At 52.4% G+C, this 25,173-nt stretch carries 23 protein-coding genes; 13 read left to right on the top strand and 10 right to left on the bottom strand.

The window, feature by feature from the left end; genetic code table 11:
* Window positions 1-62: 62 nt before the first annotated feature.
* A complete protein-coding gene (locus M0D42_RS07685; protein ID WP_265021003.1) occupies window positions 63-416 on the top strand; it encodes a RidA family protein in 354 nt (117 codons plus the stop codon).
* Window positions 417-478: 62 nt separating this feature from the next.
* Here M0D42_RS07685 and M0D42_RS07680 read toward each other — a convergent pair whose 3' ends face one another.
* From M0D42_RS07680 to M0D42_RS07670, 3 genes are all read right to left on the bottom strand, one after another.
* A complete protein-coding gene (locus tag M0D42_RS07680; protein ID WP_265021002.1) occupies window positions 479-1,087 on the bottom strand; it encodes a Hint domain-containing protein in 609 nt (202 codons plus the stop codon).
* A 609-nt stretch (window positions 1,088-1,696) separates the two neighbouring features.
* Window positions 1,697-2,191 carry a flavin reductase family protein gene (locus M0D42_RS07675; RefSeq protein ID WP_265021001.1) on the bottom strand — a complete coding sequence of 165 codons (495 nt, stop codon included), beginning with the start codon at window positions 2,189-2,191 and terminating at the stop codon, window positions 1,697-1,699.
* 416 nt (window positions 2,192-2,607) lie between these two features.
* Window positions 2,608-2,868, bottom strand: coding sequence for a pyocin activator PrtN family protein (locus M0D42_RS07670; RefSeq protein WP_265021000.1), 261 nt, complete (start codon window positions 2,866-2,868; stop codon window positions 2,608-2,610).
* A 231-nt stretch (window positions 2,869-3,099) separates the two neighbouring features.
* Between M0D42_RS07670 and M0D42_RS07665 the strand changes: the two genes are divergently transcribed.
* From M0D42_RS07665 to M0D42_RS07645, 5 genes are all read left to right on the top strand, one after another.
* Window positions 3,100-3,405, top strand: a complete 306-nt coding sequence (locus M0D42_RS07665) for a hypothetical protein (protein WP_265020999.1) — start codon at window positions 3,100-3,102, stop codon at window positions 3,403-3,405.
* A gap of 1 nt (window position 3,406) precedes the next feature.
* Complete coding sequence (locus M0D42_RS07660) at window positions 3,407-5,122, top strand: CpsD/CapB family tyrosine-protein kinase (RefSeq protein WP_265020998.1); 1,716 nt, start codon at window positions 3,407-3,409, stop codon at window positions 5,120-5,122.
* A 199-nt stretch (window positions 5,123-5,321) separates the two neighbouring features.
* Window positions 5,322-6,341 carry a tRNA dihydrouridine(20/20a) synthase DusA gene (gene dusA, locus M0D42_RS07655; protein WP_265020997.1) on the top strand — a complete coding sequence of 340 codons (1,020 nt, stop codon included), beginning with the start codon at window positions 5,322-5,324 and terminating at the stop codon, window positions 6,339-6,341.
* Between the two features lie 10 nt (window positions 6,342-6,351).
* Window positions 6,352-7,173: a sulfite exporter TauE/SafE family protein gene (locus tag M0D42_RS07650; RefSeq protein ID WP_419195963.1), complete on the top strand. Its 822-nt coding sequence runs from the start codon at window positions 6,352-6,354 to the stop codon at window positions 7,171-7,173.
* Between the two features lie 161 nt (window positions 7,174-7,334).
* Window positions 7,335-8,402 carry a calcium-binding protein gene (locus M0D42_RS07645; RefSeq protein ID WP_265020996.1) on the top strand — a complete coding sequence of 356 codons (1,068 nt, stop codon included), beginning with the start codon at window positions 7,335-7,337 and terminating at the stop codon, window positions 8,400-8,402.
* A 48-nt stretch (window positions 8,403-8,450) separates the two neighbouring features.
* Here the strand turns inward: M0D42_RS07645 and M0D42_RS07640 are convergent, their stop codons facing one another.
* The 3 genes from M0D42_RS07640 to ccmI are packed head-to-tail and all read right to left on the bottom strand — an operon-like array spanning window position 8,451 to window position 10,406.
* Entirely contained in the window at window positions 8,451-8,699 is a 249-nt protein-coding gene (locus tag M0D42_RS07640) for a DUF1289 domain-containing protein (RefSeq protein WP_265020995.1), read from the bottom strand.
* A 10-nt stretch (window positions 8,700-8,709) separates the two neighbouring features.
* A complete protein-coding gene (gene ruvX / locus M0D42_RS07635; RefSeq protein WP_265020994.1) occupies window positions 8,710-9,195 on the bottom strand; it encodes a Holliday junction resolvase RuvX in 486 nt (161 codons plus the stop codon).
* Window positions 9,192-10,406, bottom strand: coding sequence for a c-type cytochrome biogenesis protein CcmI (gene ccmI, locus M0D42_RS07630; protein ID WP_265020993.1), 1,215 nt, complete (start codon window positions 10,404-10,406; stop codon window positions 9,192-9,194). The genes ruvX and ccmI overlap by 4 nt, the downstream gene beginning before the upstream one ends.
* Window positions 10,407-10,631: 225 nt before the next feature.
* Here ccmI and M0D42_RS07625 point away from each other — a divergent pair, with 225 nt between their 5' ends.
* The 3 genes from M0D42_RS07625 to M0D42_RS07615 all read left to right on the top strand — a co-directional run bounded on the left by M0D42_RS07625 (window position 10,632) and on the right by M0D42_RS07615 (window position 13,409).
* Window positions 10,632-11,030, top strand: a complete 399-nt coding sequence (locus tag M0D42_RS07625; protein WP_265020992.1) for a hypothetical protein — start codon at window positions 10,632-10,634, stop codon at window positions 11,028-11,030.
* 155 nt (window positions 11,031-11,185) lie between these two features.
* Window positions 11,186-11,785: a superoxide dismutase gene (locus M0D42_RS07620; protein ID WP_265020991.1), complete on the top strand. Its 600-nt coding sequence runs from the start codon at window positions 11,186-11,188 to the stop codon at window positions 11,783-11,785.
* Window positions 11,786-12,203: 418 nt separating this feature from the next.
* Complete coding sequence (locus M0D42_RS07615) at window positions 12,204-13,409, top strand: helix-turn-helix transcriptional regulator (RefSeq protein ID WP_265020990.1); 1,206 nt, start codon at window positions 12,204-12,206, stop codon at window positions 13,407-13,409.
* Between the two features lie 13 nt (window positions 13,410-13,422).
* Here the strand turns inward: M0D42_RS07615 and M0D42_RS07610 are convergent, their stop codons facing one another.
* Entirely contained in the window at window positions 13,423-13,971 is a 549-nt protein-coding gene (locus M0D42_RS07610; protein ID WP_265020989.1) for a TIGR00730 family Rossman fold protein, read from the bottom strand.
* Between the two features lie 100 nt (window positions 13,972-14,071).
* On the opposite strand from M0D42_RS07610, the gene M0D42_RS07605 reads away from it, so the two are divergent.
* Window positions 14,072-15,553, top strand: a complete 1,482-nt coding sequence (locus tag M0D42_RS07605; protein ID WP_265020988.1) for a LysM peptidoglycan-binding domain-containing protein — start codon at window positions 14,072-14,074, stop codon at window positions 15,551-15,553.
* Between the two features lie 175 nt (window positions 15,554-15,728).
* A complete protein-coding gene (locus M0D42_RS07600) occupies window positions 15,729-17,552 on the top strand; it encodes an ABCB family ABC transporter ATP-binding protein/permease (RefSeq protein WP_265020987.1) in 1,824 nt (607 codons plus the stop codon).
* On the opposite strand, the gene M0D42_RS07595 is transcribed toward M0D42_RS07600, so the two are convergent.
* Genes M0D42_RS07595 through M0D42_RS07585 form a run of 3 tightly spaced genes read right to left on the bottom strand, consistent with a single transcriptional unit; the run spans window position 17,522 to window position 22,930 of the window.
* A complete protein-coding gene (locus tag M0D42_RS07595; protein WP_265020986.1) occupies window positions 17,522-17,968 on the bottom strand; it encodes a hypothetical protein in 447 nt (148 codons plus the stop codon). The two genes, M0D42_RS07600 and M0D42_RS07595, sit on opposite strands and share 31 nt — an antisense overlap.
* A gap of 13 nt (window positions 17,969-17,981) precedes the next feature.
* A complete protein-coding gene (locus M0D42_RS07590) occupies window positions 17,982-21,692 on the bottom strand; it encodes an efflux RND transporter permease subunit (protein ID WP_265020985.1) in 3,711 nt (1,236 codons plus the stop codon).
* Window positions 21,689-22,930 (bottom strand): efflux RND transporter periplasmic adaptor subunit, encoded by a 1,242-nt coding sequence (locus tag M0D42_RS07585; RefSeq protein ID WP_265020984.1) that lies wholly within the window; start codon window positions 22,928-22,930, stop codon window positions 21,689-21,691. The genes M0D42_RS07590 and M0D42_RS07585 overlap by 4 nt, the downstream gene beginning before the upstream one ends.
* 208 nt (window positions 22,931-23,138) lie before the next feature.
* Between M0D42_RS07585 and M0D42_RS07580 the strand changes: the two genes are divergently transcribed.
* Entirely contained in the window at window positions 23,139-23,819 is a 681-nt protein-coding gene (locus M0D42_RS07580; RefSeq protein WP_265020983.1) for a hypothetical protein, read from the top strand.
* Window positions 23,820-23,842: 23 nt separating this feature from the next.
* Complete coding sequence (locus M0D42_RS07575; protein ID WP_265020982.1) at window positions 23,843-25,147, top strand: PQQ-like beta-propeller repeat protein; 1,305 nt, start codon at window positions 23,843-23,845, stop codon at window positions 25,145-25,147.
* The last annotated feature ends 26 nt before the right edge of the window (window positions 25,148-25,173 follow it).

Raw genomic sequence — 25,173 nt, 5'->3', positions numbered from 1 at the left:
GACAACCAATATCAATCATCACGGCGCGGTCTTTCCCGCGCCGTTTTTCATGGGAGAGACATATGATTGAACGCATTCACTCAGGCGGTGAATTCGAAGCCAAGATCGGTTATTGCCGCGCTGTGGTTGCGGGTGGTTTTGTACATGTCGCGGGCACCGTAGGGCAGGGTGAGACTGTCACAGAGCAATGTCAGTCGGCTCTCAACACCATCTCTGCTGCGCTTGAAAAGGCAGGCAGCGACCTCTCAAAAGTTGTTCGCGTGAACTACTACTTGGAAGACCGCGCAGAATTTGAACCCTGTTGGCCATTGCTGTCTGCGGCATTTGGCGACAATCCTCCGGCGGCAACCATGATTGAATGTGGGCTCATTGATCCGAAATTCAGAATTGAGATCGAAGTCACAGCGCTGGCATAAATCCCACAAAAAAACGCGCCCTCAGAGGCGCGTTTTTTATTTCGATCAGATGCTTGTCTGATTTAGTTGAAGCGCACCAGCGCGGCTTCCTTTTTGTTCAGAGAGCGACGGGCGGCTGCAAAATCCTGCAAAGCACCCCGCATTTCCAGCTCTGGGAACAGGCCAAATATTTCTGAACGCTGATCTTCCGTCAGCGTCGACACAGAGTAGTCTCCCGGCTGGAAGCTTTCTGACCATGCGCCATTACCCAGAACTACCTCGTGATGCTCAAAGAGAATGTGGTAGTAGGTCACTGTCCCTACAGCGGCGCGTTCGACCCCCGGTTTGCCAACCAGATGTTTGGCAGCGACCAGCGTTTCGCGTTCATCAAACAGCAGCGCATTGGCGTCATTTGCAATCAGCATGCGGTGATTGGGCGAGACCATCAGGTCACGCTCTGGCTGATTGTGGCCAAGGCTACCCGCCTTGATCAGAATTGGCTGCAGATGAGGATTGGATGACAATGTCTCCAGATCCAGCTCTTTCTTGCCAATCCAAGCGATTTCTTGAAGTCCATTGTCGCGGGTGATCACGCGATCACCTTCCATCAACGTCTGAACAGGGCGCTCCCCTGAGATCGTTGCAATCATTGCGTCCTGCGTGAAGCAGATGGTTTCGTCTTTCCCAGGCATGTCCCAACCTTTCTAAACTTAGACAAGCGCCCCTTCTTGTCTTCGTCTGCGCAACCTAACTGTCGCGCTGTTCAACACTTACAAACATCATCACAGATCCACCTGCATTTGGTCCGTCCCAAGACCGATGATGCGAAATTCTGCTTCACCCATGAGCAGAGCTCCGAAAAATACCAAAGCCAATTTACGCGGGCGCTTGGGCCCTTCCAATGGCTCAGGTTTAAATCTCCCTTAGACGGGACGTTGGATGAAGGGGAAATTTGATTTGTAATACACCTTAAGCGGTAGTTTGTTGCTAAAATGGAAACGTAAGTGTGCCGGTGCTTAGATTTGCTAATGTGAGACTTGGCAAATTAGGGAAATAGGTGCTCGCGACGCTGATTTCTGCGGATTGCACCTTGTATTGTTCGAATTTCGAAAACAGTAGAACTTGACAGAAAAGAGGCTCAAATTTGCGTTATTGCAACAGGTAATACGCTGAGTATTCTGTGTTTTCAGATCAATTCTGACGGATCGAATGGATTGTTGCGATCCTGGAAACTTAAGAGACAATCTTTCCGCAAATTCGAATCAATTTGCATATTAGAGAAAGCTTGGTCTCACCTCGCGCTAAGAAGGTGTGGAGAAGCCACCAAACTTTCCATGGCAAAATACCAGCGGTTGGCCTTGGTGCATATGCACCCGATGCACGCGACCCAGCATGATCAGATGATCACCCGCGTCAAACTGTGCTTCTCGTTGGCATTCAAGAACACAAAGACAATCGTCATATATTGGCACCCCGTTTTGCGATCTGCGCCATCCATCGCCAAAGCAATCCCCATTTTCCGCAAAGGCAGTTGCCATTTCACCTTGATCCTCTCTTAGGATGTGAATGGCAAAGTCAGAGTTGGCCTCAAACGCGGAAAGGCGGTCAGACTCTTTGGCTGGGCACCAGGAGATCAAAGGCGGATCAAGAGAGACGGACGAAAAGGAATTCGCGGTGATACCAATTGGGCCGGTATCGGTGCTTGTTGTGATCACTGTTACACCCGTGGCGAAACAGCCAAAGGCATCGCGCAAGGCGCGCTGGTTTTCTTTGGTTGGAAGGAAAGACTGCCCCATGTGATCTTGCTCGTCTATCTCTGCGTATCTGCTGCTCTGTTATGATTGCACGGATCGTACCGTTCAGGGCAAAATCAGACAAGCAATCTCCACGGCCACTGCGATATCACATTCGGGGTGTGGCCTGGGTTTGATTCCCAGCGGCGAATGACTTAATGGATCAAGACCGTCATTGACTGACCGCCCAAGCCGGAGAGCAACCTTGCGCGACCTGAATACAGATGAAATCCGCCATGCGGCGCGCCTTTCGGTCGCGCCGATGATGGATGGTATTTGGGTTTAAAATACGCAAGTAAAAACAGTAATTTAGTGGGTCTCCATTATCGCTGTCATACTAAAAGTCATACTTGTTCTCCATTTGTTTCTGACCCCCTCGGCTGAGAAATTGTTCCACAAGGCTAGAAGACTACCTTGGTTTACATGTGCAAATGCGCGAATGTTTTAAGTGCTTCCTCACGTCGCTTGTCGAGATATTTGGCGAGGTCGTCCAAGTGAATTCCTTTCGCGCTCTTTTGACTTGGTTCGATTGAAATCAAGGGCAGCGCGATACTCCCTTCCTTCAACTTGCGTAGAAACATTGGGGCCGCGAGATGCGGGAAAAAATCTTTGCGAACTCTGTCGAGTGGGATGACCGGTGACGCGTCATATCGCGCCATCAAAAGAAACCGTGTGTCCACTTGGTGCTCCATTCTAATTAAAAAGACAGAGCCACCGTCGCCAAGCCAAAGAAAACAATCAACTTACATGACCGCCAATGCGGATAAGGCGCAATATGTGAACAATTTCGAATTCGACGTTTTTCCTTGCAAGAATCTTCGCTGGATTGTTTTGTGGAGAAGATAATTTCTAGAGCTTTGTTTCATCGAAGATAATCACTCAGCTCGCATTTAATTTTTTAGGACTACCCTTTGTCGCTAATCCTTGAACATGGTTCTTATGTGAAAGCTCGTCGGGCAATGTTGATTAGCTCGGTAGTGGTTTTTTCAGCCTCGGTAGCTAGCAGTGGCACGGATGTGAGCATTCTGCCCGAAGTTGGAAAGACGATCAGGACTTTTGATCTGGGATTTTTCACTAAACTACTGTTGGTGTATCTAATTTTTAACTTCATTGTGAGGAGTGGAGAAGTTCGTCTAAAAGAAGAGCGCATCTATTCCGAGTTCATTACTGGTTTCGCTTTTCCAATAGGAATTGCCTTCTTAGCGTTGATTTCTTGATATGCTTGTAAAAAGCGAACTGGAAGAAAACCCCGATCTTGAAACAGTGCAAGACACTTCTGAGACGGTTGGTTTCGACGTTGTTTATCGCAGGATATTGGATGCCAAACTACCGCTTCTAATTATTTGTTCTCTAACTTTTGCGACTATCATCTTTAGTCTGTCGCTGTTTAACAAACGTGTGCTGGTCTTTAGCTCGGAGTACAGAGTAGTCAGCGTTCTAGACAAAGAAGTTCAATCTGTTGTCGATCAGTTTTGGGAAGGAGATGAAGACAGCTACAAAGAAGACTTATTTTCGGAGTTTGTTAGTACGTTCAACCAGGAGCTCGAGCCGAGTTTTGTTTGTTCTGTTTTGAGCGAAAAAAATTCCAAATTCTTGAGGCCTATCGATAAAGCTGATGGTCCGAGTTATTTGTTGCGGAATTCTAGGTTTCTTAAAACTCGAGCACTTTCGGATGAAACCGGACTATGCGAAGGCAGATTCGAGAAAGGTTTGGTGGCTACACGTCTAAGAAGTTCGTCACATGGATTTGAGATTGAGATTTCTTGCGCCGAAACTTTGAAATGTGCGGTTGAAATTGAAGAGGCGCTAATAAAGGCAATAACTGTAACCATAGAAAACTCACGCAGCGAGATTTCTCGCCAGATCCTAACAGAGATTTCAGATTTGCGGACAAATTCGATCGACAATTGCAGCCGAAGTAGCTGTGATCCCAACAGCATGAAAACAACTAGCTTTGATCTGGAGAACGCTGCTGCGGTTTTGGAAAGTATCCAAAACCATACCAAAGTCTTCTTTGTTAAAATTAATGAGAAATCGCACTCAAAGAGGCGTTACTTCGACTTTTCGTTAACCAATATTCTGGCCATCGCATTTGGGTGTTGCTTATTTGTAGTTTGGCTCATGACCAGACTAGACGCAGTACGAGGAGCAGCTTCAAGGTTCGTTTCTGAAGATCAATTTGAAGGCAAATTCAGCGCACCATTAATCGGATCTATTCCTGTGCTTCCTGTGAAAAGTAGACAAGATGTACTCCGCTATTTCGAAGAAAAGCCTACGTCGAGTGCTGTTGAGGCAGTACGCAACATCCGAACGAGTATACTTCTTTCAAGCATAGATCAGCCGCCAAAAGTGATTTTGTCGACTTCTTCTATTCCCGGCGAAGGTAAGACGACACTTTCAGTTTGCCTGTCTCATAATTTGGCTCAATTGGGAAAGAAAGTTCTTTTGATTGAGGGGGATATTCGGCGCCTAACTCTTGATGAATATTTCAACGATATTCGCGAAGATAAAGGTATCATTTCAGTGCTTTCTGGTGATTTGTCGCTCGATGAAGCCGTTGTGCAAAGCGAGCTTCTAAATGCAGACGTGCTTTTGGGCCAGAGGTCAGCTGTAAACCCAGCCGATGTCTTTTCATCTGAGCGCTTTAAGGAGCTTATTAGAGAATCAAGACAGAAATATGATTTTATTGTAATTGATGCTCCCCCCGTTCTTGTCGTTCCCGACGCTAGAACAATTGGCCAACACTGCGACGCTATCGTTTGTTCTGTAAAGTGGGACCAGACGCTACAATCGCAAGTAAGCAAGTTAAGTGCCGAGTTGAGAGCCGTTAATTTGAAAATTTCTGGTTTTGTCTTAAATCAAGTCGACCCAAGGGGGATGCAAAGGTACGGTTACGGACATCATGTAGTCCAAGAGGGACCGTACTACGAATAGTACGAGACTAGGTAAATATGGAAGGCTTCAGGAGATCGCCTTGTCCACGACAACTCTGTTTTAACTCTTGTATTTATTGTTTGACCACAAATTGGCGTCTCTTACCTAATGTATTCGTTGCGTATTCCAGCGTTTTTGTGTGTATGTCACTTGGTCTTTTTGGTAGGTGTCTGACATAGAAATCGGGGCTGGCTCTTAAGTGTTTGAAAATAAAAGAGAAAAAATAAGAAGAAATGCAACCTTGAGTTGTGCGCCGATGATGGATTGGACCGACCGGCATTGTCGCTATTTCCACCGTCTGCTTTCTAAGAACACGTTGCTTTATACCGAAATGGTAACAGCACCTGCATTGGTGCGTGGTGGAGCGTTGCATCTCTTGGACTATTCCGAGGAAGAACACCCGCTGGCGCTGCAACTGGGCGGATCTGATCCGGCTGAGTTGGCGGAAGCCACGCGTCTGGGGGCAATGGCTGGTTATGATGAGATCAATCTCAACGTTGGTTGCCCATCTGACCGGGTGCAATCCGGCACCTTTGGTGCAATTTTGATGAAGCAACCCCAGCTCGTCGCAGATTGTGTTTCCGCAATGCAAGATGCCACAGACGTTGAAGTGACGGTCAAATGCCGACTGGGGGTGGATGATCAACCCCCCGAAGAGACGCTGCCTGCGTTTCTTGAGACAGTGGCCAAATCAGGCATCTCTCGTTTCACCCTGCACGCGCGCAAGGCTTGGCTCAAAGGGCTGTCCCCGAAGGAAAACAGGGATATTCCACCGCTGGACTATGAGCTTGTGCATCAGATGAAGGCTGAATTCCCAGAGCTGCATATATCGATCAATGGCGGCATCGCTTCGCTGGCTGAAGCCTTGCCGCATCTGGAGCGGGGGCTAGATGGGGTCATGATCGGGCGTGCGGCGTATCATGATCCGGCGAATGTGCTGCTGGACGCAGATACCCGTGTTTATGGGCAGGGGACTGCAACAACAGCCGTCGGGGCTGTGCATGAGATGTTACCTTACATAGAGGCGCATATGAGTCAGGGTGGAAAGCTGCATCAGATCACCCGTCATATGCTCGGATTGTTCACCGGCAAGCCGGGCGCGCGCGCTTGGCGGCGGGTTTTGTCTCAGGGTGCGAGTAAACCCGGTGCGGGGCCAGAACTGTTGCTAGAGGCTCTGGCGCATGTACAGGCCCACCCAAACACCCAAGCTGCAGAATAGAGGCGAAATCATGGACATGGGCCTACTGCTGCAGATGGCAGTTCTTTTGGCGGTCATCGGCGCTTTTGCTGGTGTTTTGGCGGGGCTTCTCGGTGTGGGTGGCGGCATTGTACTTGTTCCCGCCTTTTTCTATGCATTTCAAACGCTTGGCTTTGATGGGCCGCAACTGATGCAGCTCTGTCTGGGCACCTCACTGGCGACCATTGTTGTTACTTCCATCCGGTCCGTGATGAGCCATCATAAAAAAGGGGCGGTGGATTGGGATATTCTCAGGACTTGGGGGCCTGGCATTGCCATTGGGGCAGTGATCGGCGTCACCATCGCGGCTCAACTCCGGTCTGACACTTTGCAAGCCATCTTTGGGATTCTTGGGATCATCGTAGGCGTTGATATGGGACTAGGGCGTTCCGATTGGCGGCTCAGAGAGAGCATGCCTGTAGGGTGGCTGCGTGCAACCCTGAGCCCATTGATTGGGTTTCTCTCTGTTTTGATGGGCATCGGAGGCGGCAGTTTTGGGGTGCCCATGATGAGCCTTTTCAATACGCCTATTCATCGCGCGGTTGCGACAGCGGCAGGCTTTGGCTTGATCATCGCCGTCCCCGGCATGATTGGCTTTTTGCTGGTCGACATCGAACCTCAATTTCGCCCGGCATTTTCGCTGGGTGCTGTGAACCTCGCAGCCTTTGCGATCATCATCGCCATGACATTGATCACGACACCTTATGGCGCGCGACTCGCGCACGCTCTGGATGCGAAACCTTTGAAGCGAATCTTCGGGGTTTTTCTCACTTTGGTTGCACTGAATATGTTGCATAAGGCTGTCGGTTTATAATTTTGGCCTCTGAAAGGCTCTGATTGAGACCTTTCTGATCAACAAATTTTGGCGGTTATCCAGATTGTATCTGCACCGTTAACAGTTATCTCTTTTGGCTAGATTTCGCCCTAAAATTGTCTAATTCTCCTCCGTGAGAAGATAGTTAAGGGTGCATTAAGATGGAATTATTGCTCATTTTTGGCCTGCTAACAGCAGGTCTTGTCGCAGCTTTTCACACAGATGATGATAGCGATGGCGGCGACTCCGTAGATGGTGGAGATGGAGGTGACGGCACAGATGGCGGTGATGGCGGCGACGGTGGCGATGGCACCGGTGGTGGCGATGGTATCGAGAATCTCCTTCTGACCGGCACAGACGAAAACGATACTCTTGAAGGCGGCGATGGCGATGACACCATCAACGGCCTTGGCGGTGATGATTCTATTGATGGTGGCGCTGGGGATGACACAATCCTAGGCGGACTGGGCAACGACTTTATCCAAGGCGGCCATGGCGATGATACCATTGGCGGCGCGGGTGGTGATGACACCATCGAAGGAGGTCGTGGTGATGACTCCATTCGCGGTGGTAACGATGCCGACCGCATTGCTGGCAACAGCGGCAATGACTTCATTGAAGGTGGCAATGGTCATGACACCATTTCCGGTAACGGTGGTGATGACGTGATCCTAGGTGAACGTGGGGATGACCGTATCTGGGGCGGCGCAGGTGTTGATGCGATCTCCGGCGGGGAAGGCGACGACCGTATTCACGGCAACGGTGATACTGATCTATTGATCGGCGCGACCGGTGACGACACTTTGTTTGGTGGTACCGGGAACGACATTTTGGTTGGTACGAACGTGACTTCCGAGGGTGTGATCCTAATTGATGACGACGCAGATGTTCTGCGCGGTGAAGCCGGCGACGACTTGCTTTACATGGATACCAATGACACCGCTTACGGTGGAGAGGGTGCTGACACATTCATCACTGGCGTCTTTGTTGATCAGGAGCACGCTCCTGTTGTCGAAGACTGGGAAACTGGTGAAGACGTGCTCGCAGTCGTTGTTGAAACAGGTGCAGCTGGAGCGATTAGCATCGTGGAAGGTGATGAAGACGGCGACGCTGAGATCTATGTAGACGGTGCATTGGTTGCCGTTGTCTCAGGTGCCTTTGGTTCCATTGAACCAGATGATATCGAGATCATTGAAGGCACAATTACAGAGGCGCCTCTGGCAGCGTAATTTCTAGCTGACTTAGATACTCTTCTATCAAGGAAGCGGCGTGCAGCTCTATCCGCTGCGCGCCGCTTTTTCTTTGCGACCACCGCGTCGCTTCTTCAATCGGCCCGCGCGTTCTGGAAGCTCTTGCATCAAATTCGTGCGTTCACCCTCTGACATGTGGCCCCATTCGGTGATCTCATCCACAGTCCGGTAGCACCCGGCACAGATTTGTTCTTTTGGGTGGATGACACAGATTTGCACACAGGGAGAGGAGACCTCTGCCCGCTGCCAGACTAATTTCTTCAGATCATTCTGCATGAATTCCGCCTTAGCTGCCGCGTCGAAGATGCGCCAGCCGATCCAGCGCCCCTTGTAGAATATAACCTGCTGCCACGTGATCGATGACCTCAGAGCGACGTTTTCGGCTGGTATCCGCCTCCAAAAGCGCTCTTTCTGCTGCAACGGTCGACAGACGCTCGTCCCATAGGAAAATCGGAAGGGAGGTCAATTGCGCAAGATTACGGGCGAAAGCACGGGTCGATTGCACACGAGGCCCTTCGCTGCCATCCATGTTCAGCGGAAGCCCCAAGATCAATGCGCCAATATTTCGCTCTTTGATGATGTCCAGAAGTTGCTGCGCATCTTGGGTGAACTTCTTGCGTTTGATCGTGTGCAGCGGGGTTGCAATCGACTGAAAGCTGTCAGACACCGCGACACCGATGGTTTTGGTGCCTAGATCCAGACCCGCCAAGGCTTGCATCTGCGGCATCTCAGCGGCGTTGTCTTCAATCGATTCAAATATCTTATGGCTCATTCTGCTAGTCCTGCCGACCGTGCTGCTTTGGCGATTGTTGCCAGCGCGTCGGGCGCGGCAGAGAAGGTCGATTTGGCGTCATCCCAAACAATCTGTGCTTTATCTAGATCACCTAAGACGCCATAGGCAGAAATCAACTGTGCCCATTCTTCAGGCGTGCCGCCCTCATTGGCGAGACGGTCTGCAAGGCCTGCGACCATGGCATTGATCATCTCGCTGCGATCTTCTGTGCTGAGCTCCTCGGCGGCTTCGATATCTTCTGCGGAAGGGCCGCGAGGCGCTGGTTGGGTATAGTCGATGCCTGCGAACCAAGCCATGTCGTCGATCCGTGCTCGGACAGGCGCAATCCAAGGCGCGGCCTCAGGGCCTGTTTCCAGAAGGTCTCGCCACATCCTAAATGTTATGTCGGGGCGTCCGTTCTGGCTCAGCATCAGGCCGAGGTAGTAGCGGGCAAATCCGTTGTTTGGATCGCGCTCAAGCGCATCTCGAAGGGCTGCATCTGCCTCTGGAGAGACATAGCCCTGAGCGGCCCGGATCATCAGGTCGGCGAGCTGTGTGTAGTCGAAGCTGGTCGCATTGCTGTCTTTCAGCAAGATAACCCTAGCCTGTGCCTGATAGGCGGCTTTGTAGTTCTGCAACGTCGCCTCATTACGCGCCAAAAGTTCATGCCCACGCAAATCGTCAGGTCTGTCTTTCACAGCGGCTCTGAGTTCAGTGATGAGTTTCAGGAATTCTGGATCAGCCTCAACAGTGTCTTGAGGTGGCAGTTGGGCTTCAAAGGTCGCTTGCGAAGGGCGGTTCTCTAGCGAGTCCCGCGCCGCCTCGATGCGATCCTGCAAAGCCAAATCCGGGTATCCAGGATTTCCGAGTTTCTCATAGGCAAAGAAACTGCCGCCGATCATCAGAAGACCCAGTGCCAATCCTGTAAACATCGGACGTGGGTCGCGTCGTGCTGTGCCGGACTGCTCTGCCTGGACCTGAGCATCTGCAGCGAGAATACGACGAGACACCTCTGTACGCACCCGATCCGCATCTTCCGCAGAAATCACTCCACGCGCCAGATCACGATCAACCTCAGCCAGTTGATCCCGATAGACCTGCAAGTCAAACGCAGCAGGAGAAATTTCACCCGCACGCCCACGCAGTAGGGCAAGAAGGAGAAATACCGCTGTGATCAGCGTCAGGCCAATTGCTGTGATCCAAAAGGTCATATGTGCATTCCTATTGCTCCCACATCATGTAGTCGCTGGATAGCAATACGAAAAGAGAGAAAGCACCTGTTGGAGGTGGCTGTGCCGCGTTGCCGCGGCTTGATGTAACGGTTGAGCTCGGTAGTTGAATATCCTACACGCTAAAGGTGAAGTTCTCTGTGCATATCCCGACAGGCGGTATCGCAGTTTTTGTGAGAAATCTGGTTTAACTCAAGGACAGTTATTGTGAAAAAACAAAGCATTTTAGCCGCGGCATTGGCTCTGTTGGGAAGCTCGGCTTTTGCTGAATCCTATCAATGCGATTTCAGCAAAGGTGGAAACAGAGGCTGGATTGCACCGGTTGTTTTGGTCGAGCTTGATGCCGACAAAGGCACCGCGGCCGTCATGGATGGGATCACCAGAAGCAAGCAGGACGGCTGGTTTCCTGCGAAAATCAGTGCCGATACCAAAAAACGATACACGGTGTCTTGGACCGTGAGACGGCTGAAAAGCAGCACTGGTCAGAATGTTAACGGGGATTTCCGGTTAACGGTTCAGAAAGCATCTTTAGATGGCACCATTTCAATGTTGCCTCATGGGTACAGCAATAAGTTCACGAACAAAGGAAAGTGCAAGCTTCGCTAAGCCTCGGCCCAAGCGCCTTGCAAATGCTCGAAATCGGCTGGTTTCAATGAATTTCGGGCAAGCTGAGCTAAATGCTCAGCTTTATCCTTGACCTTTCGCGTGAAAATCTCACATCTGTCCCCAGAGAGACCGCACGAACTATAATGGAGGCCAAAATGGCTTTTGAACTTCCTGATCTTCCTTACGCCCACGACGCCCTTGCAGCACACGGCATGTCCGCAGAGACTCTGGAATACCACCACGACCTGCACCACAACGCTTATGTCACAAACGGCAACGCAGCGATTGCTGGCACCGAGTGGGAAGGTAAAACCCTCGAAGAGATCATCGTTGGCACCTACGACGCGAACGCGGTTGCGCAAAACGGTATCTTCAACAACATCTCCCAACTGTGGAACCACAACCAGTTCTGGGAAATGATGGGCCCGAACCAGACCGCAATGCCTGGCGAGCTGGAAAAAGCGATCGTTGAATCCTTCGGCTCCGTAGATGAATTCAAATCCCAGTTCTCCGCGGCAGGCGCAGGTCAGTTTGGTTCTGGCTGGGCGTGGCTGGTGAAAGACGCAGACGGTGGTCTGAAAGTGACCAAAACTGAAAACGGTGTGAACCCTCTGTGCTTCGGTCAAACAGCTCTGCTGGGTTGCGACGTCTGGGAACACTCCTACTACATCGATTTCCGCAACAAGCGTCCAGCTTACCTGTCCAACTTCCTGGACAACCTGGTAAACTGGGAAAACGTAGCCGGCCGTCTGTAAATTTCAGACCAGTGCAAGTGTAAGAAACGCCCTCTCGATTGAGAGGGCGTTTTTTGTTTGCTTTCATTCGTAATTTTACAGGCATCACGGTGATTGAACGTTGTGCGTGTTAATTAAAGGTACCAATTCCCCGGCAAGATTGTCGGCAACTGCAGTTTCTGCTTGATCCAGGATCTAAATCCGTCGGCGACGGTACCGAGGCCAGCCGTGAATTTTTGTGTGGGCCTCAGTTTAGTAGGCGCTCCTTGATCGTGTCGAGCAGTGGATTTGAGAGCTTGTGCGATCATCATAATCTCCTGATTGAGCTGCTGATCGTGAGTATGGGAGACCTGACCGGTTGGCACATGAGCAAGCTTACCCAAATGGCATTGGGTAATATTACCCATGAGTGCCGCTGTGTTTCGTGTAGAATGGGAACATGAAAAGACTGTCTTTTACTCCTGAAGAACTTTCAGAGCTCATCGGTATCGTTTACGATTCCGCGTTCGAAGAGGTGCAGTGGAAAACGCTCTTGAGAACACTGAGCAAGATGTTCCCTGGCATAGGAGCCTTGGCTTGGGGATATGATGGTGACACGATGTTGCCTGAGTATGTTAGTGCAGGGCAGAACCCAATTTTTCCATCACCGTTTCAGTTCAACATGAAGAACGATGTTGGAGAAACAATTTCTGAAGCGGTCAAACGAACTCCGAATGGGTTTGTGGTGAATACAAAACTCTATTTTCCAAAGTCCCAGTTGCTCCAGGCGCGCTGTTATACTGATTTCCTTAAGCCATCAGGATATCGAAACTCGCTGCATTTGAAAGTTGATCACAACGGGGAGCGGGGCGCCTTTCTTGGCTTCCCACTCCCCGCGGACCCTGATCTTGAGAAAGAACTGCTCGATCCACTATTTGAGGTGCTTAAGCTTCTGGCACCGCATGCCGTGCGTGCCAGCCAATTGGCGCGAGCCCTGGCTTTAGCGAAACGTGCGACCGAGGCTTTTAGCGGTTTTTTTGACGGTATTATCCTTCCGATGCTCGTCACTGACGCGAAAGGTAAGTACCTTTTTGGCAACAAGGCGGGCCGTCAGGTTTTAAGCCGTGGTGACCCGTTTCAATTGGCGCGAGACGGATCGTTGAGACTGTCAAACTCGTATGACACAGGTGATCTTTATCACAAGATATCTCAAACCAGCCGTGACTTGGTGCAAAGTGGACTGCGGGTGGATACAGACGAAACTCCTTTACTGCTCGCGATTTCGCCGTTTCGACCATCCATGCGGGATGCCAGTGCCATAGATCGGCATTTGCTGGATGATGAGCAGATGTTTGCAATCTTTGTAGGTCAATCTGTGCATGACGCGGTGAACACCGCTTTGCTTGAAGACGTCTTTGATCTCAGTGTGCGTGAAACTCAGGTCTGTAAGGAGCTTTTGATCGGACAGAGTGTGACCGCGATTGCTGAGACCTCCGGACGGTCACCTAAAACCGTGCGCAATCAAATTCAGATGATTTACGAAAAGGTTGGTGTATCGTCGAATGCGGAGCTTTTAGATCGCCTGACGGTATTTCGAACCGTCGGAACGATGTTTGAAAACAGCCCAGAAAATCGCTTGATGGAGACAATGACTTCTTTGAATTAGCTTCGAGAAGTCGTTAGAACGCCGCCTTGAGCGTTTTAACCGTGCTCTTCGTATCATCTTCCACAGTGATAAAGTTCTTCAAGCTTGCATCGGCAAACCCCTGATCGATGACGTGATCAATCAAAGCCACAAGCGGATCCCAATAGCCATTGATGTTCAGCAGAACGATGGGCTTGTCGTGCAGGCCAAGCTGTCGCCATGTGAGCACCTCAAAGAACTCATCCAGAGAGCCTGCCCCACCGGGGAGCACAACCACCGCATCGCAATTCATAAACATGACCTTCTTACGCTCGTGCATATTTTCGGTCACGATGAAGCTCGTGAGATCGGTTTTCCCAACCTCGTGTTTTAGCAAATGAGTGGGAATCACCCCGAAGGTATCACCACCTGCATCTTGCGTAGCACGTGCGGTTGCGCCCATTAGTCCAATATCTCCTGCGCCATAGACCAAGCGCCAGTTTTGATCAGCAATTGCCTTGCCAAGCTCCAAAGCCGCTTGTTCATAAGCCGGATCAACTCCCGCGCGAGAGCCGCAAAATACACAAATGGACGCGGTTGCCATGGAAATCTCCTGATAAATCAAAGCTGTTTTGACCATGGTTACCCAAGTTGCTAGGGTCGCTCAACCAAGACGACTGCCAAAATCTGGGGAAGGGGCAGCCATGAGCAAAATCACCGCGTTTTTGTCGGGAAATACACTGGTCATCGGAGGCGTCGCAGTTGCTGTCGCTGTCGCTGGTCTTTTTATGGGGGGCTATTTTGAAAATGAAGCGCCTGAAGCACCAGTAACACCCGTGGTTCAGGTAGAAGAGCCAACAGTTGCACCAGCGCCTGAAGATAAAGAAACCACTGAAAGCGATGCTCTGACCGAAAAGGAGACTGCAGCTGAACCAGCTGTGACGGCCGAGATCGAAGCTGAAGCTCCAGCGGAGCAAACTGCGGCAGAGGAGGGTGTTGAAGAAACAACCGCTATCGCCGAGGAAGAAGCACAAGTGGTTGTTGAAGCAACTGATGAGGTGGTTTCCTCCGAAACAGAGGAAACCACGCCAAGCTTTGATGTCGTGCGCGTAGAAAAAGACGGCAGTGCTGTCATCGCGGGCTCCGCAGATGAAGCAGGTGGAGATGTGCGCATTCTGCTTGATGGCGAGGAAGTCGCCACGACGTCAGCCGGAGCCGATGGTGGATTTGCTGGCTTTGTGACCATTGAGCCAAGCGACGAGCCGCAGGTCCTAAGCCTTGTCCAGGATGTGGATGGTAAAGAAGTCGTTTCAGAACAGACCGTGATTGTCGCGCCGGTTGCTCAGGCTCCGCTTGAGGAGACGAAAGAAGACACCGTAGCTGAGGTTGCAGAAGCCGTCACCGAAGATGCGACAGAAGCGGCTGAGGACGTTGTCAGCGAAACCAACAACGTCGTCACGACCGAAGAGGATGCCGCAGAAGTTAAGGTAGCAGAGGCCACTGATACAGGTGCCTCTGAAAGCGAAACAACTCCTGTTACTGAAACAGCGGAAGTTGCGACAAACGATGCTGTCGAAACCGAAGCTGTAGCTGTTGAGGAAGCCGAGACCGCTAGCACCGAGGTTCAGGAAGACGCGCACCCACAAGCCCCGGCGGTGATCATCGCTAGCAAAGAGGGTGCAAAGGTCATCCAAGCACCGGGTGATCAAAGTGCTGATGTACGTAAGATCATTTCTGTGGATGCCATTACTTATTCAGAAGAAGGCGACGTGCAGGTTGCGGGCCAAGCTCCTGGTGGTGGATTTGTACGGATCTATCTCAACAACGCGCCACGTGCGGAAACCGGAATCGCGGAAGACAGCAGCTGGTCGGTGGAACTTACAGAGGTACCAGCAGGAGTTTATACACTGCGCGCTGATCAGGTGGATGCAGAGGGCAAAGTTGTCTCGCGCGTTGAATCCCCTTTCAAACGTGAAGCCCCAGCGGAGTTGGAGGCCGCCGCGGCTCAGATTGAAAAACGCCGTGTTGTCCAGGTGACTGTGCAGCCAGGCAATACGCTCTGGGCGATTGCCAAAGACAATTACGGGGATGGCATTCAATACGTGAAGGTCTTCAATGCAAACCGTGACCGGATTCGCAATCCAGACCTCATTTATCCCGGGCAGGTCTTCACTGTTCCAGAATAGGATTGATCACTTAAGAACACCGAAGAGGGGGCCTTGGCCCTCTCTTTTGGTTTCATCAGATGACATCAGTGCAAATTTCGTTCCAAAGCACAGTTTATAGGCCTCTATCCGCTGGTCATTCGCTTTGTTGATGCCTAGGTTTGTTGCTCGGAATGCAAGCGATTTGGAGCCAGCGATGCAGCAGTGGCGAACAGCCTCCCCGGAAGAGTTGGAACGACACAAAAACCGCAGTGGCTGGGATGTCTTGCGCAAAGTCGCCCCGTATCTTTGGCCAGAAGGTCAAAGCGACATCAAAAAGCGCGTGGTCTTTGCAATGGCGGCTCTTGTGATCAGCAAGGTCATCGCTGTGTACACTCCTCAGCTGTATCGCCTGTCTGTGGACGCATTGGCCGAGGATGGTGTCTCTGTCTTCATTCTAGGTGCTGTGGGGCTGACCATCGCCTACGGTCTCGCGCGTTTCATGACCATTGGGTTTCAAAACCTGCGCGATGCGATTTTTGCCAAGGTCGGGCAGCGCGCGCTGCGTAGTCTGGCGCTTGAGACCTTTGAGCATATCCATCGTCTCTCGATGCGCTACCACATCACACGCAAAACAGGTGGACTGAGCCGGATCATCGAACGCGGTGTGAAGGGTGTCGAATTCCTCTTACGCTTTATGCTGTTTTCCATCGGGCCGCTGATCTTGGAATTGCTGCTGATTGCGGCAATCCTATACTGGCAGTTGGATGCCTGGTATCTGGCGGTGATCGTTGTGACCATCGCGGCTTATGTGTGGTTCACATTTAAGGTCACCGAATGGCGCGTGAAACTGCGCCGGATCATGAATGATCAGGATACCGATGCCAACCAAAAGGCCATCGACAGCCTGCTGAACTTTGAAACTGTGAAATACTTTGGTGCGGAGCAACGGGAGGCCTCTCGCTACGACTCCTCCATGCGCGGCTATGAGGCGGCGGCGTTAAAAACAGCCTATTCGCTTGCCGGTCTTAACGTTGGACAGAGCCTCATCATCACGTCAGGCTTGGTGGCCGTTATGGTTATGGCCGCTGTCGGGGTTGAGAATGGCACGTTAACTGTGGGCGAGTTCGTGATGGTGAATGCCTATATGATACAGATCACCCTGCCTCTGAACTTCCTGGGTACAGTTTACCGCGAAATCCGCCAGAGCCTTGTGGACATGGGCGAGATGTTTGATCTTCTGGGTCAACCTGCCGAGATTTCCGACCTGCCTGATGCCAAAGACTTGAAAGTCAACGGGGGCGAGATTGAGCTTGAAAATGTGGCTTTTGGCTACGACGAAGAACGCCCGATTTTAAAAGGCGTTTCCCTGACGGTTGGAGCAGGGCAGAACGTCGCCATTGTTGGCGCGTCAGGTTCCGGTAAGTCTACCATCGGACGGCTTTTGTTCCGTTTCTACGATGTTCAGGCTGGTGCCCTTAAGATTGATGGGCAGGACGTACGCGATGTCACACAGCAAAGTTTGCACGATGCCATCGGTGTCGTGCCGCAGGATACGGTGCTCTTTAACGACACCATTCGCTACAATATCGCCTACGGTCGCGACAATGCCACCGAGGATGAGATCATTGCAGCCGCGAAGGCCGCACAAATTTACGATTTTATCGTCTCATTGCCTGAAGGCTTTGACACGGCTGTTGGTGAACGTGGTCTCAAGCTTTCGGGGGGTGAAAAACAGCGGGTCGGAATTGCCCGGACTTTGCTGAAGGATCCACCACTCTTACTGCTGGATGAAGCCACATCAGCTTTGGACACAGAGACTGAGCAATCCATCAAGGAGGCGCTTGCGCATGCGGGTCATGGTCGAACCGTGATTACCATTGCACACCGCCTCTCGACCATTGCCGAAGCCGACCGCATTGTCGTCTTGGAGAAGGGCGAGATCGTGGAAGAGGGCACCCACACCGACCTGCTGGAACGGGACGGTCGCTACGCCCAGCTATGGCATCGTCAGCAGAGCGAGGATTCCGAGGCCGCGTGAAGGGATGCTTCTCCGAGTTTTTCCCAGGCTTCATCGTGATTGGTGGCGTTCACCTTGGTGAGCCGCCAGACGCCGTTCTTACGCTCCAGCAAATAGCTGGAGCGCCAGCTCACGATTTCATGGCCTCTTGCATCAATTGCCGTCTCATGCGTGCCAACAATGGCCTCGCGCAAATCAGCGACATGGGCGAAGGCCACTTCTCGGCGGACGCGATGCACACCGCGCTCTGCGTGTACCTTATCGGCGACTGTAAAGGCTTCGACGATGTCCGCTGCGTTTTGCAGTTTCAGTTTTGTCCCCAGAGCGGCTATCTCAAAAGGAAAATCGAGGAACTCAACGAGCCCCCCGAAATCCCGTGCATTCAGCACTCTGTGATAGTCCTGCATAAAGCTGCGCAGGATTTCTTCACTTGTCATTTTCGTCTCTTAACTACTCGGCGGCCCTCACTGCCGCGGCAGGTGTTTCAACAGGTTTCACCCTCTGTGGTTCATCGTCCCACAGGATTTCAGGTGATTTGATTCGTTTGGCAGACCGGCGCAATGCCCAATCCTGAGCAGCTTTGCTACCCCGACCTCGCGTCAACCGAGCGACAAGGCGGAAGAACCAGCTGACGTATGTGGTGAACCACACACGCAGCGCCAACATGGACGGGGTGAAGACCAGCGTCAACACGGTTGCAATGCCAAGTCCGAAGACCACTGCCGTTGCCAATTGTTTCCACCACAGCGCCGTTGGACTGTCGATGGAATAGCCACCTTCAATGAAGTTAAGGCTCAGGCCAAACATCATTGGCGCAAGACCAGCCATTGTCGTGATGGTTGTCAGAAGCACTGGGCGAATACGGTCTTGCGCTGTGCGCACGATCGCTTCGATGCGCGGCATGAAACGGCTGTATTCCTGATAGGTGTCGATGAGAACGATGTTGTTGTTCACGACGATCCCAGCCAGCGCCACGATGCCCGTGCCGGTCATGATGATTGAGAAGGCTTGGTTCATCACCAACATACCGATCAGAACACCCGTGGTGGAAAGGACCACCGCCAGAAGAACCAGTACGGAGTTGTAGAAGCTGTTGAACTGCGCAAGCAGGATGATGAACATCAGGCCCAGAGCACCCAGGAATGCGTTGCCTAAGAAGGCTTGGGATTCAGCTTCATCTTCCTGGTCACCGGTCCATTCCCATTCGATCCCAGCAGGGAAGGGGTTGGTTTCTTCAGCCCATTTGGTCAGCTTCTCAATCTGAACTGCAGGGGTCAGCGGTACGCCGGTGAAACCACGATCTTCAAAAGATGCTTTGGTGCCGTCATCGCCGTTCCAGACATCTGCTTCGATCAGCTCAAATTCCCCAGTTTCTTCGTTAGAAACCGAGATCATGCCAGCTTGAACCCCCGCTTTGACATCAAAGATACGAGTCTGATCAACGCGGTCGATCTGCGCAAGTTTTGGAACAGGCTTGCGGGTGATAAAGTTTGAAAGTGGAACCAACCCGTCAGGTGTACGCACTTTCAGTGTATCCAGCGTTGAAAGCACTCGGTCCTGTTCTGGCAGGCGAACGCGGATTTCGATTTCCTCGTCGTTGCCAGCAGGGGTGTAGGTATCAAGCAGAATACCGCGTGTGACCAGCTGCACCATGGCACCAACAGTCGCCACATCAGCGCCGTAACGACCCGCTTTCTCTACATCCACGTCGATCTGCCAGTCGATGCCCGGCAGTGGCATGGTGTCCTCAATCAGGGTCAGGCCCGGTGTGTTTTCAAATTCAGCCCGAACGGTTTCAACGGAGGTCAGAAGGTCTTCCCAATTGTCACCTTTCACACGGAAGTGCACAGGTTTGGCTGAGGCCGGACCGCGGTCAGCGGCAAGGATTTCGATCTTTGCACCGGGGATCTGCTTCAGCTGCTCAGTTAGTTCCTCGATGATGAGGTCACCGTCGAAGTCTGCGGCTTTGATAGCGCGGTTAACGGTGATGTTCAGCAGCGGGATTCTGAACCAAGGTTCAGAGGCATCCGGACGATCTTCCCATGGAATGGTTTCCATCTGGATCTGACCAATCGTGTCACGTGGAGGCTGTGCGCCGCCGGTGTTATTGTCCAGTCCACCCTGACCTGCGAAACCGAAAGCGGTCTTGATTCCGGGGTGGGCGAGAACGATTTCTTCAGCCTGTTTGACCAGCTCGTCTTTCTGTTCAAGCGACAGGTTGCCCTTTGCCAGCACGTAAACCAGCGCCAGTTCCGGCTCAGATTCAACGAAGAACTCGACGCCTTTGTTGTTTTCACCGAAGTAGGTGAAGACGGTCATCACGAAGCCTACGACGGCCGCGATGGAGACCAGAGGCATAATAGGGTTGCCCGCGATCAGTTTGATGAACCAGCCAAATGGCGACAGGCCACGGCCTGCTTTCACGCGGCGTTCGCGCCGCTCGAGCATCACCGCGTCAACGGTGATGGAAGCTGAAAAGGCACCCAGAATGAAGACGACAAAGCCAAAGAGGAATGGAGGCAATCCGCCATCCGCGCCCGCGGCACCCATCAGGTAGCTTGGGTTCAGGATTTGCATCGCGCCTGCAAAAATCACCAGCAGGGATGGGGGGACCAGTGCAAGGCGTACAAGCCAGGGCAGCTTCTTGCGCAGCGCCACAGAGGAGGTGTGGAAGAAGCGGCTCAGGCGACCGGAAACACCGCCCATGACAGGCAGGTAGATCAGGGCCACAATCAGAGAGGCGGACAGAACGAAGATCAGGGTTACAGGCAGCATCCCCATGAATTGCCCCGGAACACCCGGCCAGAACAGCATCGGCAGGAAGGCACAGAGTGTGGTCGCTGTAGAGGACACAATCGGCCAGAACATGCGTTTTGCCGCTTCAACATAGGCGTGCATCGGGCCAACGCCCTGAGAGATACGTTTGTCGGCGTATTCCACCACAACAATTGCGCCATCCACCAGCATGCCCACGGCGAGGATCAGACCGAACATAACGATGTTTGAGATCGTGATGTCCATGACTGCTAGAAGTACAAAACAAAGCAGGAAGGATGTTGGGATCGCAAAGCCAACGAGCAGTGCGGCACGGGTGCCAAGCGCTGCGAGAACCACAATCATCACCAGCGCAATCGCGGTGAGAACGGAGCCTTCAAGCTGACCAACCATGGAGCCGACGATGCGACTCTGGTCATTTGATGTTCCGTATTCGACAGAGGCTTTCAGCTCGTGCGGCCATTCCGCCGCAGCTTCATCCACCGTTGTTTTGATCAATTCCGCGGTATCGATCAAGTTGAACCCTTTGCGTTTCACAACCTGGAGCGCGACGGTGTTAACACCATTAAAACGCGCGGTGCCTTCGCGGTCTTCAAAGGTCAGCTTGATATCTGCCAGATCACCGAGGGTGACCACGCGGTCACCATTGGTTTTAACGGGCAGAGAAAAGACATCCTGAGCTTCATCAAAGCTCGATGGGATTTTAACGGCAAAACTACCGGTGGAGGATTCAATCTCACCCGCAGCGATCAGCTGGTTGTTGTTGCGAACAACGTTGATCAGCTCGCCTGCTGTGACATTGTAGCTTTCAAGACGCAGAGGATCGATCAGGACTTCTAGCATCTCATCGCGCTTGCCTGCGATGCCCGCTTCCAGGACTGCATCAAGCGATTCAAGCTTGTCCTGCAGATCATCGGCAACACGCGCCATGGTGCGTTCTGGCACTTGACCGGTCAGGTTGATGATGATGATCGGGAATTCAGAGAAGTTGATCTCGTTGACAGTGTAAGTGTCCGCGCCTTCGGGGAATTGACTTTCCGCCTTACTCATCGCGTCGCGAACATCTGCCATAACGGCTGTTTTGTCCCAGCCGAATTCAAACTCCAGTGCGACCCCGGCATAACCTTCGGCAGCGGTGGAGGACATTTTTTTCAGCCCGTCCAGATCGGCGAGCTCGGTTTCCATGGGTTTCACGAGCAGCGTTTCAGAGTCCGCTGCGGAAATGCCTGCAAATGGAACGGAGACGAAGATCGCTGGGATCTCGATGTCTGGCTCACCTTCTTTGGGAAGGTTCCAGTAGGCAAAGCCCCCAGCAAGCAGGGACAATGCGATAAACGCTATGACCATCCGCGCGCGAGACGCGGCCCAATCAACAACACCGATCATTCATTGGTCTCCTGATAGGATGCCTCAACTGGGACGCCAGCAATCACGTATTCTTGCCCGATGATGATGACGTCGGCCTTTTCAGGCAGACCATCAAGCCAGATGCCGTCTGTTGTGTCGCGCAGAACAGATACGGGCACGAAATCAGCCTCGCTGTCTTTGGTGACAACGCGAACGCCCAATGCGCCTTCGTCGTTCAAGGTCAGCGCGGACTGAGGCAGCAGGTGTGCGGCTTTGCCTTCTGCTGCGATAATGATTTCAGCGGTCTGACCGTCGCGGATTTTCAGATCTTTGTTTGGCACTTCCAATTCGACGCGGAACGTGCGGGTGTTTGGATCCGCCGCGCGCGAGATGAAGGTCACTGTGCCGCGGACTTGCTCGCCGCTTGCCAGACGCGCGCCACCTAGGGCACCGAGTTCAACACGATTGACTTCGGTCTCTGGCACAAAGCCAACAAGTTTGATTGGATCAAGCTTAATGATGGTCGCGCAATGCGCGCCATTTGGACCCTGCGCCTGCAGGAGGCTGCCGAATTCCGCTGCATCGGATTCCAAAAGGCCCGCGAAAGGAGCACGGACGGTCAGGCGATCAATTTCTTTCTGTGCGCTCGCCACACGAGCCTCAGCGGCTTGAATGCCTGCCTGAGCGCTGTCCAGACCGGAGACTGCAGCGGAAAGGGCTGCCTCAGCTGCGCGTACAGCCGCCTGTGTGGAGGCAACGCGTGTTTCAGAGGCGAAGCCGTCTTGTGACAGTTTAGACGCCGCATTGTCGTTGATCTTGGCTTCTTCTAAACGCGCTTTGGCCTCATCAACGCGGGCCATTGCAGTTGGAACACCAGCATTCGCTTCGATCAAACGCGCCTGCGCTTCTGCAAGAGTGGCTGGGCGAGTGCCCGGATCGATTTGGCAGATGATCTGGTCTTGTTCTACAAAGGCGCCTTTGCGAAGTGGTTGAGAGGTTACCAAACCGGATGTTTCTGCCAATACGTCCAGTTGACGCTCTGCTTCGGTTTCACCGCGCACAACAACTGCACTGTCAATCACACGGGCGGTCGAGTGAACGGCCACAACACGGACAACATCTGATGCCGGAGCGGCTTCTTCAGGCACTTCTACAACCGTCGCGTCAGCAGCTGCGTCCTCTGAAGCGGCAAATGCCAGAAGCGAGTCGCGCTCGATAACGAAGAAATACATAAATGCCGCTACAATTACGGCAATGATGATCGGGACAAGTCTCATTGTTGAGTAGCCTTAATGTTCACGCGTTTGTGTTTGGAGGTAGAAAGTTGAGCCGAAATTGCAATAGGGCAGCCGCAAATTTCTGAACCGTCCGGTTTAGTTTAGTTTCAACGTTGCCTTTCTGCAAGCTTTCGCCCGGATCGTGGCTTTGACTTGGCAGTGTTAAATCGACGCGTTAAGAGTGTCGGAAATTATTGAGGATACTGCTGTGAGCGATACCGACAGTTTTATTGATGAGGTCTCCGAAGAGGTCCGCCGTGATCAACTCTATGGCTATTTCCGCAAATATGGCTGGATTGCTGTCACCGCAGTTGTGTTGATTGTGGGTGGCGCAAGCTACAATGAATACCGCAAGGCGCAGATATCATCTGCAGCTCAGGCGACCGGCGATGCACTTCTGAATGCGTTGAATGAAAACGAGAGTGAAGCACGCGTTTCAGCCCTAGAGGGTGCGACGCTTGAAGTTTCCGAAGCAGAAGTCATCCGTCAGTTCCTGCTGAGTTCTGAACAGGTTACGGCTGGCGACAATGCAAAAGCAGCAGCAACGCTTGATGCCTTCCTCAATACGGCACCTGAAACCTCACAAATCTACAAGGATATTGCAGAGCTGAAGGCGCTGATGCTGGCAGGCGACAGCCTCGCCTTGGATGAACGTCGCTCTCGACTGGAAGCTCTGGCTCAGCCGGGTGGTTCTCTGTCTTTGATTGCATCTGAGCAAATTGCTCTTCTGGATGTCGAAGCGGGCAATGCAGAAGCCGCGATTGAGCGTTTGCAGGCCATCATTCTTGATGCCGAGGCAACGGCGGGCTTGCGTCAGCGCGCATCTCAGTTGATTGTGGCGCTGGGTGGAGAGCCAGAAACTCTGCCTTCACTGCCAGCAGCGCAGTAAAAGAACAACCGGAGGGCAGGGCAGTGGCACAACGGAATTGGATTATCGCGGCAGCGGTGGCAGCTCTATTGAGCGCCTGTGCTGATCGCGAGGTCATTTTACAGGGCGAACGAGAAGAGCTGCGTGGCGAAATACCACAGCTTGAATTACCGTCTGAGACCCGTGCCATTCGTTTGGCTGCTCAATCCAGCAACAGCGCCTGGACACACCGTCACGGCACGCAGAAATTCCGCACAGCGCATCCGGCATTGGCAACCGCGCCTAATCTTGCTTGGTCGGCTGATATCGGCGAGGGCGAAGGCCGTCGTCAACGAATTTCGACCGATCCTGTGATTGCTGATGGGCGCATCTTTACCATCGACAGCGCCGCGACATTGGTTGCGACCAGCACTGCTGGTGCGCGCCTTTGGTCTTTGGACATGACCCCGGCCGGGGACAAATCCAACGATGCTTCCGGTGGTGGTCTGGCTCTTGCCGAGGGCAAGCTTTTTGTGACCAACGGCTTTGGGCGTCTACTGGCGCTTGATCCGGCCTCTGGCGAGGTGCTTTGGGAGCAGCGCTTGGGCGCGACCGGCAGCGGCGCACCAACAGTATTTGGCGGGCTGGTCTATGTGATTTCAGGTGATGATCTCGCTTGGGCACTTGATGCCGACACGGGTCGTATCGAGTGGCAACTGTCTTCGACCCCTGATGTGAATAACCTGCAGGTGCCCTCTGCACCGGCCGTGACAGATAAATTTGTGGTCTTTGGTTTCGGCTCTGGTGAAGTCCAAGCCGCCTTCCGCAAAGGTGGTCTGCGCTTCTGGGATGCCGGCGTGCAAGGTGGCCGCGTAGGTCGTGCGCTGTCGACTGTTGGTGACATCTCCGGTGATCCTGTTGTTTCCGGTAAAACCATCTACGTGGGAAACCACTCCGGTCGTCTTGTGGCACTTGATGTCGACACTGGTGAACGCAAATGGACCGTGGAAGAAGGCTCTCTTGGTCCGGTTTGGCCTGCTGGGGACTCGATCTTCCTTGTGAATGAGCAAAACCAGCTTGTGCGTTTGGAAGCAGGAACAGGTGAGACCATCTGGGCGAAACGCCTGCCTGATTTCATCAAACCAAAACCAAAACGCCAAGTGCGTCGCTATGGCCACTATGGTCCTGTGATCGCAGGCGGCTGGCTTTGGGTGGCGTCATCTGATGGCACATTGAATGCGTTTGATCCAACGTCTGGCGAGTTGCACCGCTCTGTTGAGTTGCCACATGGCGCGTCTTCAAACCCTGTGGTTGCTGGCAACACGCTTTATGTGGTCAACAAAAAAGGCGAATTGCTCGCTTTCCGTTGATTTAAAATTGCTGTAATGCGGCATCT

The organism is Cognatishimia activa, assembly GCF_026016445.1.
Taxonomy (GTDB): domain Bacteria; phylum Pseudomonadota; class Alphaproteobacteria; order Rhodobacterales; family Rhodobacteraceae; genus Cognatishimia; species Cognatishimia activa_B.
Note: the sequence above shows the minus strand (reverse complement) of the source record. Positions and strands in the feature narration are given on the sequence as shown.

Coding starts and splice junctions, on each gene's coding strand:
- M0D42_RS07685 (WP_265021003.1), top strand. CDS start 63: ATGATTGAACGCATTCACTCAGGCGGTGAATTCGAAGCCAAGATCGGT.
- M0D42_RS07680 (WP_265021002.1), bottom strand. CDS start 1,087: ATGCCTGGGAAAGACGAAACCATCTGCTTCACGCAGGACGCAATGATT.
- M0D42_RS07675 (WP_265021001.1), bottom strand. CDS start 2,191: ATGGGGCAGTCTTTCCTTCCAACCAAAGAAAACCAGCGCGCCTTGCGC.
- M0D42_RS07660 (WP_265020998.1), top strand. CDS start 3,407: ATGCTTGTAAAAAGCGAACTGGAAGAAAACCCCGATCTTGAAACAGTG.
- M0D42_RS07650 (WP_419195963.1), top strand. CDS start 6,352: ATGGACATGGGCCTACTGCTGCAGATGGCAGTTCTTTTGGCGGTCATC.
- M0D42_RS07645 (WP_265020996.1), top strand. CDS start 7,335: ATGGAATTATTGCTCATTTTTGGCCTGCTAACAGCAGGTCTTGTCGCA.
- M0D42_RS07640 (WP_265020995.1), bottom strand. CDS start 8,699: ATGCAGAATGATCTGAAGAAATTAGTCTGGCAGCGGGCAGAGGTCTCC.
- ruvX (WP_265020994.1), bottom strand. CDS start 9,195: ATGAGCCATAAGATATTTGAATCGATTGAAGACAACGCCGCTGAGATG.
- ccmI (WP_265020993.1), bottom strand. CDS start 10,406: ATGACCTTTTGGATCACAGCAATTGGCCTGACGCTGATCACAGCGGTA.
- M0D42_RS07620 (WP_265020991.1), top strand. CDS start 11,186: ATGGCTTTTGAACTTCCTGATCTTCCTTACGCCCACGACGCCCTTGCA.
- M0D42_RS07615 (WP_265020990.1), top strand. CDS start 12,204: ATGAAAAGACTGTCTTTTACTCCTGAAGAACTTTCAGAGCTCATCGGT.
- M0D42_RS07610 (WP_265020989.1), bottom strand. CDS start 13,971: ATGGCAACCGCGTCCATTTGTGTATTTTGCGGCTCTCGCGCGGGAGTT.
- M0D42_RS07605 (WP_265020988.1), top strand. CDS start 14,072: ATGAGCAAAATCACCGCGTTTTTGTCGGGAAATACACTGGTCATCGGA.
- M0D42_RS07600 (WP_265020987.1), top strand. CDS start 15,729: ATGCAGCAGTGGCGAACAGCCTCCCCGGAAGAGTTGGAACGACACAAA.
- M0D42_RS07595 (WP_265020986.1), bottom strand. CDS start 17,968: ATGACAAGTGAAGAAATCCTGCGCAGCTTTATGCAGGACTATCACAGA.
- M0D42_RS07590 (WP_265020985.1), bottom strand. CDS start 21,692: ATGATCGGTGTTGTTGATTGGGCCGCGTCTCGCGCGCGGATGGTCATA.
- M0D42_RS07585 (WP_265020984.1), bottom strand. CDS start 22,930: ATGAGACTTGTCCCGATCATCATTGCCGTAATTGTAGCGGCATTTATG.